The following is a 13325-nucleotide window of genomic DNA, read 5'->3' as shown; positions in this document are numbered from 1 at the left end:
GCGTCTCGACGCACCCTACCCCGGACTATTTGGCGCCGCTTCGCTTCTTCGTCATCCGCCCGAATCGGGAGAACCAAGTTGCCAGCATGGACAGGTCATGAGCGATCTGCAACCCAACGTCGCACGCAATCGCCGTCGCGACGAAGGAGACGACCAGCACCGCGCCGATCGCCAGCATGCTGAGGTCAAACAGATAGACCAGCGGCGTCGCCACGCTAATCGCAGCCAGTAGCGAGACGAGCCAAATCCATTTCGACTTGGGGGCGAACAGGGTTCGTGAGGTTCCTCTCACCAGCTGAGCGAACTGGTAGATCTCGGCGGCCAGGTACCAGCCGAAGATCGCGCCGAACGGAGCGGCCAGCAAACCGCGGGCGGCGCTGCCGCCGGCGATCCCCATCGCCAGGAAGGCGGAGGCCGAAAGGGCCATGATCGCCAGGCTCGTCTTCCATCCCAGCCCGCGGCGGCGCGGCGAGTTCACCGTTTTCGCCACTTTCGCAGGCGTCGTCTTTGTTGGTTCGGTTGGGTTCATTCGCTTTGATTGATTGGTTCGGGGGATCGCCTAAAAGAGCGATTCGCCGGGGGGCGAGGATTCTTGGTCATTTTCTTTTCGCCAGCTACAAATCGGCAGGAATGCCCCAGCGGACCGCCCCCCCCAAGTGGGCAATTCCCAATTTATTCCGTCCGACAATGGTTGTCGAAACAAGTTTTTCTTTCTATGTTGATTGGAACAGGCCCGCGACGCCGATTTTCTCTCCCCTCCCGGCGTGCGTCGTGCGGCGATTTTCCTACCCCATGTTCCCGCGCAGGTGGTGAAGATGAATTCTGGCGAAAGCGTCTTGTCGGCCGACATTCAGGCGAAGGTCAAAGCGGCCAAGGACAAGCTCGACCAACATGCGTACGAGACGGTTCAGTGGCACTTTCACGAGTCGACCGGTTGCCCCTTCTGGCTCGCGAAGAAGAAAGAGCTGAACTTCGATCCGTTGACCGAAGTGAAGAACTACGACGACATCCAAAAGTTCCCGCTGTTCGAAGACGAATGGCTCCGCGGCGGCCCGGTGCGTCGTTGGGTTCCCAAGGCGTTTGAAAACTCGCCGATCTACGTCTTTGAAACCGGCGGCACGACCGGCATTCCGAAGAGCCGGATCGCGATCGACGACTTCCGGACCGACTACTCGAACTTCAGCGACACGCTGCCGGATCAGTACTTCCCGAAAGGCTCGAACTGGCTGATGCTTGGCCCGTCTGGCCCGCGTCGTTTGCGTCTGGCGGTCGAGCACCTGGCCCAGCATCGCGGCGGCATCTCGTTCTGCATCGACTTGGATCCCCGCTGGGTGATCAAGCTGATCAAGAAGGGATGGATGGAGCACCTGGAAGAGTACAAGAAGCACTGCATCGATCAGGCGATCACCATTTTGACCGCCGGTCACGACGTGAAGTGCATGTTCGGCACGCCGAAACTGATCGAAGCGCTTTGCCTGGGCTTGGAAGAAAAGGGAACGTCGCTGGCCGAAGTCGGCATCACCGGCATCTTCAGCGGCGGTACGGAGTTCACCCCGCAGTGGACGCGCTACTGCGTCGAAGAGCTGTTCGGCGGTCCGCCGGAAGAAAGCGGCATCTACATGACGCCGACCTATGGCAACACGCTGATGGGTCTCGCTTGCAGCAAGCCGGTCACGGCGGCCGAAGGTTACAAGATCAGCTACTACGCCCCGCAGCCGCGTGCGGTGACCGAAGTGGTCAGCTTTGACGATCCGATGCAGGTCGTGCCGTACGGCGAGACCGGTCGCGTCAAACTGACGACCTTGACCAAAGAATTCTTCGTCCCCGGCTTCCTGGAACGTGACGAGGGTGAACGCGAAATGCCGTTCGAGAAATACCCGTGGGACGGCGTCAGCGGCGTCCGCCCCTTCCACGGCATCGCGTCGAGCACCACCGTCGGCGTTTACTAAACGCGCCGGTAGAATAGAAAACGCCCGTGCTGGTTTTCACACGGGCGTGAAAGTGAACGCGGAAGAAAAATGACTAATGTCTAATGACGAAATGTCTAATTGAGGAAGAGCCCTCTGGCCTTAGACATTAGTGATTAGTCATTAGACATTTTCCGACGCATTCCCTCGCTTGCGCTGCGGGCTAGTGGAAGTGCATTCGGCCAATCTATTTCAACTCAACCTCCGTATCCGTCTGCGAGAATCGTCATGCTCAAAATTCCCGCCATCCGTTGGGGCAAGCCGTACGAATCGCTGGAGTTCGAAAACGTCGTCCACTTCGCCACCGGCGAGCCGATCGCTCAGTTGAGCCAGGTCGGCGGCGGTCTGCTGAAGCGCGACATGCGTTTCGCCCAGAAGGCTCGCGACGCGCTGCGTGAAATCCCGCCGTCCGAGTTGCTCGAACTGTTGAAGAAGGCGGCCGACCTCTTCATGAACGCGACGCTGCCGATGGGTGACGGCACGCAAACGCCGGAAGAGTTCGTCCATGCTCAAAGCGCCAGCACCGGTCTGCCGGAAAACATGTGCCGCTTCAACATGGAGAAGAACTCCTACGCGCTGTCGAACATGGATCGGATTCTCGACTCGCTCACGCGCGGGCTCGATCTGGAGATCCTCTCGCGCGGCTTCGGCAAAGAAGATCGCGGCGTGACCGTCAGCTACCAGGCGCAAAGCCCGGTGCTGGGCGCCGTGCTGCCGTCGAACTCGCCAGGCGTTCACACCCTCTGGCTGCCGGTGATTCCGCTGCAGATCGGCTTGGTCCTCAAGCCGGGCGCCAAAGAGCCGTGGACTCCGTACCGCATTTACTACGCGATGGTCGAAGCGGGCGTTCCGGCCGAAGCGTTCGCGCTTTATCCCGGCGCCGGCGGCGACGTTGGCGCGGCGCTGTTGGCCGCGTGCGATCGCTCGATGGTCTTCGGCGGTCAGCAGACGATTGATCAGTACCACGGCAACCCGCGCGTTCAAGCGCACGGTCCTGGCTTCAGCAAGATCCTGCTTGGCGACGACGTGGTTGACGATTGGGAACGCTATCTCGACCTGATGGTGCAAAGCGTCTTCGCCAATAGCGGTCGCAGCTGCATCAACGCGTCGGGCATCTGGGCTTCGCGCCACACCAAGGAAATCGCCGCTGCGATCGCCGAGCGGATCGGCGGCGTCGAACCGACTGACCCGACGGATCCGAGCGCTTCGCTCGCCGCGTTCACCCAAAAGGGAATGGCGCCGGCCGTTTGGAGCATGATCGAGCAAGACCTGGCCGAGTCGGGCGTCACCAACATGACCGAGAAATTCGGTCCCCGCTTGGAAGAACGGGAGCTGTGCGACTACCTGAAGCCGATGGTCATTCACGCCGATAGCCCGGAACGAGCGGTGGCGAAGAAGGAATACATGTTCCCGTTCGTCAGCGTCGTCGAGTGCCCGCAAGATCAGATGCTGAAGAACATCGGCTACACGCTGGTCGGCACCGCGATCACCGGCGACGAAGGGTGGATTCGCCAGCTGACCGACGCGACCAACATCGATCGCTTGAACATCGGCCCGATTCCGACGATCAAGCTCGATTGGCTGCAACCGCATGAAGGGAACCTGATTGAGTTCCTGTTCCGCAATCGCGCCTACCAAATGGCGCCGCTGGAAACGGCCGCGGTTTAACGGAAAAAATCGGATTCGCCCGCGGTCGACTTCCCGCGGGCGATTTTGGAGAAAGACGCGGGGGATTCGAGCAACGCTGGAACGGACTAGGCCCACATGATCCCGTTTGATTTTCAACCGCGAACCCGCATCGTCTTCGGCCCCGGCGTCGTCAGCCGACTGGGAGAGCTAGCGGTCGAACTTGGCGCCAAGCGCGTGCTGGTCGTCAGCGATTCCGGCGTCATCAAAGCCGGACACAGTCAGAAGGGAATTGACTCGCTCACCGCCTCCGGCGTCGAATCGATTCTGTTCGACGGCGTGCAAGAGAACCCCACCACCGCCAATGTCGACGCCGGAGTCGCCGTCGCCAAAGCGAACGACATCCAGCTGATCGTCGGTCTCGGCGGGGGCAGCGCGATGGACTGCGCCAAAGGGATTAACTTCCTGGTCTCTAACGGCGGTCGGATGCAAGACTACTGGGGCGTCGGCAAAGCGCACAGCGAGATGCTGCCGATGATCGCCGTGCCGACGACCGCCGGCACCGGCAGCGAAACGCAATCGTTCGCCCTAATCTCCGACGCCGAAACGCATGTGAAGATGGCGTGCGGCGATCCCAAGGCGAGCTGCAAAGTGGCGCTGCTCGATCCGGAGCTAACCGTCACGCAGCCGCAGCGCGTCACCGCGCTGACCGGCATCGACGCCATCGCCCACGCGCTCGAAACGTACGTCACGCGCAAACGCAACAGCTGCTCCCTGGCGTTCAGTCGCGGCGCCTGGCGAATGCTGGCCAGCAACTTCGCCACCGTGCTGAAAGACCCGACCAACCTGGAAGCTCGCGGCGGGATGCAACTGGGCGCATGCTTCGCGGGGCTGGCGATTGAGAACTCGATGCTGGGCGCCGCTCATGCGCTAGCCAATCCTTTGACTTCGACCTACGGCATCGTCCACGGCCAGGCGGTCGCCGTGATGCTGCCGCATGTGATTCGCTATAACGCGGAACTCGTCGGCGATTGGTATCGCGAACTCTTGCAAGTCGACGTGCCGATCGAAGGTTTTCCCAGCGGCGATCATCCAGAGGCGCTGGCCGATTTCGTCAAGCAGTTGGTCGCCGAAGCCGATCTGGCGACCGACTTGAAGACGCTCGGCGTCGATCCGGTCAGCACGACGCAATTGGGCGTCGACGCCGCCAAACAATGGACCGGCGCCTTTAATCCCCGCGAAGTGGACTCCGCTTCGCTGAAGGCCCTCTACGATGCGGCCCTCTAACCGGCACAGTCGCTACAACGCAGCGCCCACTTGCGCGTCGCCAGTCGTTTCTATGCAAATGATATGCGGGGGTCTGCAATTTCTTGCAAATTGCATCGCATCGGCCGCCGCAATCGTATTCGTATTCCATATATCACTGTGCGTTCCGTCACGTGAAACGGACTGCAGAACTCCTCCCCCTTGCTCCGCTGCAGTGATTCAAAAAAGGTACGAAAATGCTGGGAATGATCGCATCACGTTGGTTTTCGTCATCGCGAATCGAAACCGAAATGACGCCGTCCAGCTCGGAACATCAACACCTGGTTGACGCGCTAAGTCGTTCGACCGCGATGCTCGAATGTTCGCTCGACGGCGTGATCCTTTCCGCCAACGAAAAGTTCCAGCAGTTGCTGGGATACAAGCTCGACGAAATTCGTGGTCAACATCACCGCCGTCTGGTCGATCCGAAACAGAGTAATTCCGCAGAGCATTCGCAGTTCTGGGACAAGCTCCGTAGCGGCCAGTCCATCACCGATCAATTCCGCTGCATCGCCAAGTGCGGTCGCGAGGTCTACCTGCAAGGTTCGTACAACGCCGTGCTCGGCGCTGACGGCCGCCCGACGAAAATCGTCGCCGTCGTTACCGACGTGACGTCGCTCGTGCAGGCCCAGCAGTCGTCGGCGCAAACGCTGAACATGCTGGAGAACTTGCCGCTCAACGTCATGTTCGCCGATCGCGACCTGGTGATTCGCTACATCAACCGCTCTTCGCGGGAAACGCTCGAAAAAGTGCAGCACCTTTTGCCGATTCCGGTCAGCAAGATCGTTGGCGCCAATATCGACCAATTCCATAAAGATCCCGCGAGCCAACGCCGCCTGCTGGCCGATCCGAAAAACCTGCCGATCAAGGCCCACTTCCCGCTCGGCCCAGAGATGATCGACCTGATGGTCCACCCGGTCTTCGACGCGGCGCAGAATTACGTCGGCGCGATGGCGAGCTGGAATATCGTCACGGCGCAAACCGCCCTTCGTACGCAAGCCGGTAAACTGGGACAAGTCGGCCAGACGGTCGCCAGCAACGTGAACGACATGGCGGCGGCAATGCGGGAAGCCAGCGTCAACGTCAGCCGTACCGCCAGCCTGGCCGCCAGCGCGGAAAAGCAAGTGGCCGCCACCGGCGATTCGATTCAGCAGCTGACCGACAGCAGCGGCCAGATTGAAGAAGTGATCGACTTGATTCGCGAACTGGCCGACCAGACGAACCTGCTCGCCCTCAACGCGACGATCGAAGCGGCTCGAGCGGGGGACGCCGGACGAAGCTTCGCGGTGGTCGCCGGCGAGGTGAAATCACTGGCGAGCGAAACGGCGAAAGCGACCCACACGATCGCCGAACGGGTCAGCGGCATTCGCGCCAATATTGAATCGGTCGTCAAGGCGACGCATGAAATCTCGGGCAGCGTCGCCGAAGTGAGCCAAAACAGCAACGCGGTCGCTGCGGCGATCGAAGAGCAATCGACCATCATCACCGGCATGAAAACGACGGCCGAAGATCTGGTGAACCTCAGCGGCCAGTTGCAACAACTGTAGTCGCCAGGAAACCAACCGAACAGCTGTGAGAGGCTCTGGGCGGCGTCCGAGGCAAAGTCGGCGCCGCTCTTTTTTTGCATTCGCCAAATTTTTATTCGCGAAAGTAAGCGGCGTCCCCTAGAATCATCCGACAGGTAAGCTCACTGACGGATGGGGGGAACTTGAGCCGCGCCATGTCGACTCCGACGAAATCAACGCCACGCAGCAAACGTCGCAAAGCGCGAACCTATTTTGGGATCGTTTCGGCGGTGCTCGCCATTCTTCTTGGCGTCGTCAGCGGACTGGGCGCATTCACCTTCGGCTATGGCAAAGGGTGGAGCTATCTGAGCAACAACCCGCAGACCTGCGCCAACTGCCACGTCATGCAGGGGCACATGGACTCGTGGGAAAAGTCGAGTCACAAAAACGTCGCCGTCTGCAACGACTGTCACCTACCGCACGACTTCGTCGGCAAGTGGGTCACCAAAGCCGACAACGGCTTCTTTCATTCGCTGGCGTTCACGCTTCAAGATTTTCACGAACCGATTCAGATCAAGCCGCGCAACGCGCAAGTTACGCAGCATGCCTGTCTGCACTGTCACGGCGAGTTCGTCCACCAAATGGGACCGACCGACTCCCGATTTGAGACCATGTCGTGCGTTCATTGTCATCCCAGCGTCGGACATGCCTTGCGATAGTTGATCGCCAGTAAACGCTTTTCGTCACGCGATACCTTGTTGAGTCAACCATGAGCAGCAAACCAGCGAACGAGTCTTCCCCTTCGACAGGCGGACGTTTTATCTTTCTCTGCTTTCTCGCTTTGGTCGTCGCCGGCGTTACCTTCGCCGTGACCGCTACCTTGATCAACATCTTTGAACGAAAGCAGGAAGCCCGCGTCCCGTTCGTGCGACTGGTCGAAGTGAATGAAGTGACGACCGACCCCGAGATCTGGGGCGTCAACTGGCCCTTCCAGTACGACACGTACCTCAAAACAGTCGACATGGAGGAGAGCGAATACGGCGGCTCGAGCGCGATGACGCAAAGCAAGCTCGACGCCCATCCATGGCTCAAACGACTCTACGCCGGCTATGCGTTCAGCATCGACTATCGCGACGCCCGTGGACACGCCTATATGCTGCACGACCAGGAAGTGACGAAGCGCGTTACCGAACGGAAACAAGGGGGCGCCTGTTTGCACTGCCACGCGTCGATCATTCCGACCTACCGCCGTTTGGGACTCGAAGCGGAAGGCAAACCGGCCGACGCCGCGGCGCTGGCCGCCGACTTTAACTGGCCCGCCGTCATGGCCGGTTTTGAGCAAACCTGCACGATGGACTACTCGTCAGCCAATGCGGAAGTGAAGAAAACGCCGGACCATCTCCCTGACGAAACAGCGGCCGATCTTGAAAAGAACGAACCGCCGGCGACGCATGAAGGGACCGCCCATCCGGTCAGTTGCGTCGATTGTCACGATCCCGAAAGCATGGCGATTCGCGTCACGCGTCCCGGCTTCGTAACCGGCATCGCCGCTTTGGCGGAAAGCGACGATCCCGTTCCTCACTTGCCGAGCATCGCCCACTGGCGATCCGGCAAACGCGAAAAGCCGTACGACCCGAACACGGACGCCAGTCGCCAGGAGATGCGGACCTTCGTTTGCGCTCAGTGCCACGTCGAATATTACTGCGCCAGCAAAGAGACCCTTTTCTTCCCGTGGGGCGAAGGCTTGAAAGCAGGCGACATCGAAAAGGCGTACGACAACCACAAATTCCCGGACGGCACGCCGTTCTACGATTACGAACATGGCGAGACCAAGGCCCACGTCTACAAGGCGCAGCATCCCGAGTTTGAGCTCTGGAGCCAAGGGATACATGCCCGCAGCGGCGTGAGCTGCGCGGACTGTCATATGCCGTACGAACGACAAGGCGCCATGAAGGTGAGCAGCCACTGGGTTCGCAGTCCCATGCTCAGCATCAATCGCTCTTGCCAGAACTGCCACCACGTTCCGGAAGAAGAGCTCAAAGCGCGGGTCGAAATCATTCAAGATCGGACCACCGACATGATCGAACGGGCGGCGGTCGCCATGACCGACATGCTCGACGCGATCCGGGCGGCCCAGGCATCCAATGCGACGCCGGAGCAGTTGGCGCCGATTCTCGACCTGCAAAAGAAAGCGATGTGGCGACTCGATTTCATCAGCAGCGAGAACTCCAAAGGGTTCCACGCCGATCAGGAAGCGACCAAGTTGCTCGGCGAATCAATCGACTACAGTCGCCAGGCCCAAGCGCTGGCGCTGCAAATCCGCGCCGGCGAAGCGCCGGAGTCGACCGCGCCGATCGTTCCGGTTCAAGGAATCACTCCCAACGACCGCACCCCTCCGACCGAGGAAAAGCCAGAAGCCGCGACGGCCGAAGAGCCCCAGGGGGAAGAACCGAAAGAGGAGGGAGACAAATAGCCCCGACTTCGCTTCCTAAACGCGCGGTGCTGACTAGGGCTGGTAATGTCCAGATTCGTGATCTTTTTTTGCCGCGAATAGGAACTTTGCCTGCCCCCCCAGGACGCCGGCTTCTCCGCTTTCTGCCGCCGGCAAAGTAGATTTCGCTGGCAATATCCCCCAATAGAGCCCATGTTTAGGTACGCCTAAGATTTCCCCTATTCATGGGGCTTCTCGGCGAAGATACTAATAAAATCAGAATTCACCGATGCGTTTACAGCACGGAGGACCTCAAAATGAGTTTCAAGTACAGCTTTTTGCGCGTCCGTGACAACAGCGAAGTGGTCGTCGCCGACTTTCAACAGTCGTCCATTCTGGACGAAGCGGCGATCGATCGGATCGGCGTCGAATTCGATCGCCTGGTCCTGGAAGCGGTTACCGCCAAAAAGCTTCTACTCAACTTCCGCGGCGTCGAGTACATGTCGTCGGCGATGATTGGCAAACTGCTCGGTTTGTCGAAGAAGTGCAAAGAGGCCAAGGTCAAATTGAAATTGTGCGGCGTCGGGCCCAAGATCAACGAGATCTTCCAGTTGATGAAGTTGAACAAAGTGCTCGACATTCAGAAGGACGAAAAAGGGGCGATCGAGGCCTTCAACAGCCCGTCGCTGAGCAACTGGTTCGGGCTGAAATCGTAGCCAGCTGCTAGCACCAGCGGCGGTTCGCTCTTTCCCCTCAAGCGCGGTCTCACTAGAATCCCCCGCTGGCGCTCTTTCGTCGCGCCGCTTCCTTGTGTGCCGACCATAGAGCCCCGAGAGTTCCTGAATGTCGTCCGGACCGCCAGACGAGACTGCTGCCGATCGCTCGATGCTGGCGATTCCGCTAGCCGAGCTGACGCGTCTCGTCGTTCGTAATCCGGTGACGGTGATCGTCTTAGGACTATTGCTCGCAGCCGGTTCGGTGCTGGTCACCGCCAAGTCGCTGGGCTTCAAAACCAGCCGGCTCGATCTGATCAATCCCAACAGCAACTACAACCAACTCTGGCTCGAGTATCTCGAGCAGTTCGGCGCCGATGACGACGTCGTGGTCGTCGTCGAAGGGAACGCGAAAGAAGACGTTTCGCCGGTGCTGGAGGCGATCTACAGTCGCCTATCGGCCAATCGCGAATCGTTTTACGCCGTTCTGCATGAACGGGGCCTGGCCAACGTTCGCGCCAAAGCGCTGCACTACGTGCCGCCCGACGAACTGGCGGAGATGGAAGGGAAGCTGGTCGCGCTGGAGCCGGTCCTCAGCGGACAATGGGAAGCGATCTCTTTTGATCGTCTGCTCTGGGGCGCCAATCAGCGTCTGTTGATCGAATCGCCGCAACAGAAGCAAGCGGCCGCCGCCGAGATGAATCGTCTGGCCGACGGTTTGCTTCACGCGCTGCGCGAGGATGGCGCCAATCCCTCGATCTGGGATGAGCCGCACGAGTCCCTCTCGGTCATGAGCCAACTCGACTCCGAATACTTCACCGCCAACGAAGGCCGCATGGGTTTCGTCTTGTTGCGGCTGGTCAAAAATGAATCGAGCTTTTCCCAAGGGGGCGAAGCGATCCGACGCCTGCGCGGGATCATCCGCAACGTGCAGGAAGGTCATCCCGAAGTGAAGATCGGCCTGACTGGTCTGCCGGTGATGGAAAACGACGAGATGGAAGGAAGCCAGAAGGACATGATCCTTTCGAGCGTCCTCAGCCTGATCGGCGTCGCCGTGTTGTTTATCGCCGGCTTCGGCGGCTTGCGTCATCCGCTCCTCGCCGTTGGTACGCTGATCGTCGGCCTGGCCTGGAGCTTCGGCTTCGTCACGCTCTCGATCGGCCACCTGAACATCTTGAGCGTTTCGTTCGGCGTGATCTTGATCGGCTTGGGGATCGACTTCGGCATTCACTACGTCGCGAAATACTTGCAGCTACGTGAGAAAATTGGCGATAGCGCCGCAGCGCTGATCGAAACGTCGCGCAGCGTGGGGCCCGGCATCGTGACCGGCGCCGCAACCACGGCGATCGCGTTTTTCACCGCCGCGTTGACCGAATTCACCGGCGTCGCCGAACTGGGCGTCATCGCCGGCGGCGGCATCCTGGTCTGCCTGGTCGGCGCGTTCACGCTGTTGCCGGCGATGATTGTCTTGGGAGACCGCAATCGCAATCGTTACCTGATGCCGCATCCGCTGCGAATCGACGGCTGGATCGCCCCGATGATGCAGGCCCCACGCGTTACGCTCTTGGCGTCGATCGTCTTTTGCGCCTTCCTGGCGACCGGCGCCTCGAAACTTTACTACGACCACAACCTGCTCAACCTGCAGGCCCAAGGGCTGGAAAGCGTCGAGTGGGAAAAGAAACTGCTGGAAGAGACCGACCGTAGCGTCTGGTTTGCGTTGTCGATCGCCAGCAGTCGGCAAGAGTTGATCGCGCGAAAAGAGGCGTTTGAAAGACTGTCGAACGTCGATCACGTCGAAGAAATCGCGTCGCTCCTGCCGCCGGAAGATGAGCAGCGGACCACGCAGATTCAGCGGATTCGCTCGCGACTGACCAACCTGCCGGAGTATCCGCCGGCATTGCCGATCACTCCGGCGCCGCAACTGGCGCAAGTCTTGGCGCAGTCGCAGCAATTGCTCCCCGGCGACGATCCGACCGCGATGCAGGCTCGCCGCCGCATCGGCCAAGCGCGGGAATTGCTCCGTACGATGCCGCAAGCGCACTACGAAGCGATCATGCGTTCGCTGCAACAGCGTTCGGCTGGCGAAATGCTGACGCAGATGCATTCGCTGTACGCCGTCTCTGACCCGAAAACGCCCGACGTCGACGACTTCCCCGAAGCGCTCGTCACCCGGTTCGTCGGCAAGAACAATCAATACCTGCTGCGGATCTATCCCAATGGCGACATCTGGGACATGGAATCGCTCGCCAATTTCGTCAAGCAAGTGCAATCGGTCGACGCCCAGGTGACCGGTCAGCCGCTGCAAACGTTCTACGCGTCGCGTCAGATGCAGAAGAGCTATATCCACGCGGCGATTTATTCTTTGATCGCCGTGCTGATCGTCCTGATCCTCGACTTCCGCAGCTTGCGACATTCGCTGCTGGCCCTGGCGCCGGTCGGACTGGGAAGCGCCATGCTGTTCGGCATTCAGGGCTTTATGGACATCCCACTCAACCCGGCCAACATGATCGTCCTGCCGCTGATCCTGGGGATCGGCATCGACGACGGGGTCCACGTGCTCCACGACTTCCGCTGCCAGGCTGGCAAGCGTTACCGCATTTCGGCGTCGACCGCGACCGCCGTGCTCATTACCTCGCTGACGACGATGATCGGCTTCGGCTCGCTGATGCTGGCCGATCACCAAGGGCTGCAGAGCCTGGGCCGCGTGCTGACGATCGGCGTAACCTGCTGTTTATTCACGTCGCTGATCGTGCTGCCGGCATTCTTGTCGACGATTACCGGCCGCCTGAAAAAAGAAGAGCCAAGCCGTAAACCGAAACCGGAAGCGACGCGTAAACGAATTCGCCCCGGCATTTTTGACCCGATCGGCAAAGAAGCGGTCGCGTCCGATTCGCGGGCCGCAGAGTCCATTTCCGAGGGCGAAAGCGACGTTCCGCCGAAAAACACGGCCAGCGGCGGCCAAGATTCGGACAAGTCGCTGATTATTCCGGTCCGCAGGTCCCCCTAGCCCCTCAGTCTGGGGTCTTAAAAACGGTCCTTTCCCCTCGGCGGTCGGCACGCTAAAATCTGGGATTCGTAACAACCCAGCCGCAAACATACGCTGCTATAGGAATTTAGAAATGGCCAAACCGCACCGCACGCTGAAGAAAGCCAACCACGGCCGGCGCCCCGCGAACGCCAAGGCTCGCAAAGCCAAGCGTCGTTCGATCAAGACCTAGTCTCAGCCCGACTTCGGGTATTTTTCGTTTCGCTGACCGCCTGCGGAGGAGTGTGGCGCCGTGCCGCGCGAAGATTACATCCTCGATCCCGCGACGATCGACTGCAACAACGTGATCGCTGATATCGAAGCGATCCGCGAGCTGAACCCGCAACGCTACGAAATGGAGCAGTTGACGGCGATCGTCTACGAAGACACCGAGAACGACATTTGCGTCGGGTACAAAGACCTGGCCGATGACGAGTTCTGGGTCCGTGGTCATATGCCCGGCATGCCGCTCATGCCGGGGGTGTTGATGTGCGAAGCGGCCGCTCAGGTCAGTTCGTGGTACGTCACGCGCCATAACCTGATGGGAGACTACAAGCTCGGCTTCGGCGGTCTCGACCAGGTCAAGTTCCGCGGCATCGTGCAGCCGGGCAACCGTCTGCTGATCGTGCTGCAGAAGACCAAGGGACGAGCCGGGCGAATCATCGTCTGCCGCTTCCAAGCCTTCATCGACGAACGTCTGGTCTGCGAAGGCGAAATTCGCGGCATTCCTCTCCCGGCTAATCTGTAATCGGC

At 59.9% G+C, this 13325-nt stretch carries 11 protein-coding genes; 10 read left to right on the top strand and 1 reads right to left on the bottom strand.

Annotation, left to right across the window (positions count from 1 at the left end):
- Window positions 1-25: 25 nt before the first annotated feature.
- Complete coding sequence (locus LOC68_RS20535; protein WP_230222218.1) at window positions 26-529, bottom strand: hypothetical protein; 504 nt, start codon at window positions 527-529, stop codon at window positions 26-28.
- A 286-nt stretch (window positions 530-815) separates the two neighbouring features.
- Between LOC68_RS20535 and LOC68_RS20530 the strand changes: the two genes are divergently transcribed.
- The 10 genes from LOC68_RS20530 (at window position 816) to LOC68_RS20485 (ending at window position 13320) form a co-directional block, all read left to right on the top strand.
- Window positions 816-1949 (top strand): hypothetical protein, encoded by a 1134-nt coding sequence (locus LOC68_RS20530; protein ID WP_230222216.1) that lies wholly within the window; start codon window positions 816-818, stop codon window positions 1947-1949.
- A gap of 246 nt (window positions 1950-2195) precedes the next feature.
- A complete protein-coding gene (locus LOC68_RS20525) occupies window positions 2196-3635 on the top strand; it encodes an aldehyde dehydrogenase family protein (protein WP_230222214.1) in 1440 nt (479 codons plus the stop codon).
- A gap of 96 nt (window positions 3636-3731) precedes the next feature.
- Entirely contained in the window at window positions 3732-4880 is a 1149-nt protein-coding gene (locus tag LOC68_RS20520; RefSeq protein ID WP_230222213.1) for an iron-containing alcohol dehydrogenase, read from the top strand.
- A gap of 269 nt (window positions 4881-5149) precedes the next feature.
- On the top strand, window positions 5150-6445 hold the full coding sequence (locus tag LOC68_RS28615) for a methyl-accepting chemotaxis protein (protein ID WP_315858785.1): 1296 nt from the start codon (window positions 5150-5152) through the stop codon (window positions 6443-6445).
- 173 nt (window positions 6446-6618) lie between these two features.
- Window positions 6619-7122, top strand: coding sequence for a cytochrome c nitrite reductase small subunit (nrfH, locus tag LOC68_RS20505; RefSeq protein ID WP_230222211.1), 504 nt, complete (start codon window positions 6619-6621; stop codon window positions 7120-7122).
- 50 nt (window positions 7123-7172) lie between these two features.
- Window positions 7173-8876, top strand: coding sequence for an ammonia-forming cytochrome c nitrite reductase subunit c552 (locus LOC68_RS20500; protein ID WP_230222209.1), 1704 nt, complete (start codon window positions 7173-7175; stop codon window positions 8874-8876).
- Window positions 8877-9151: 275 nt separating this feature from the next.
- Window positions 9152-9550, top strand: a complete 399-nt coding sequence (locus LOC68_RS20495; RefSeq protein ID WP_230222207.1) for an STAS domain-containing protein — start codon at window positions 9152-9154, stop codon at window positions 9548-9550.
- Window positions 9551-9677: 127 nt separating this feature from the next.
- The gene (locus tag LOC68_RS20490) at window positions 9678-12554 is read left to right on the top strand and encodes an MMPL family transporter (protein ID WP_230222205.1); all 2877 of its coding nucleotides are present in this window, start codon (window positions 9678-9680) and stop codon (window positions 12552-12554) included.
- Window positions 12555-12666: 112 nt separating this feature from the next.
- A complete protein-coding gene (locus LOC68_RS28800) occupies window positions 12667-12765 on the top strand; it encodes a 50S ribosomal protein bL37 (RefSeq protein ID WP_390623388.1) in 99 nt (32 codons plus the stop codon).
- Window positions 12766-12825: 60 nt separating this feature from the next.
- Window positions 12826-13320: a 3-hydroxyacyl-ACP dehydratase FabZ family protein gene (locus LOC68_RS20485; RefSeq protein WP_230222203.1), complete on the top strand. Its 495-nt coding sequence runs from the start codon at window positions 12826-12828 to the stop codon at window positions 13318-13320.
- Window positions 13321-13325 lie beyond the last annotated feature (5 nt).

It is taken from the genome of Blastopirellula sediminis (assembly GCF_020966755.1).
Classification (GTDB): Bacteria; Planctomycetota; Planctomycetia; order Pirellulales; family Pirellulaceae; genus Blastopirellula; species Blastopirellula sediminis.
This window is presented reverse-complemented; position numbering and strand designations above follow the sequence as displayed.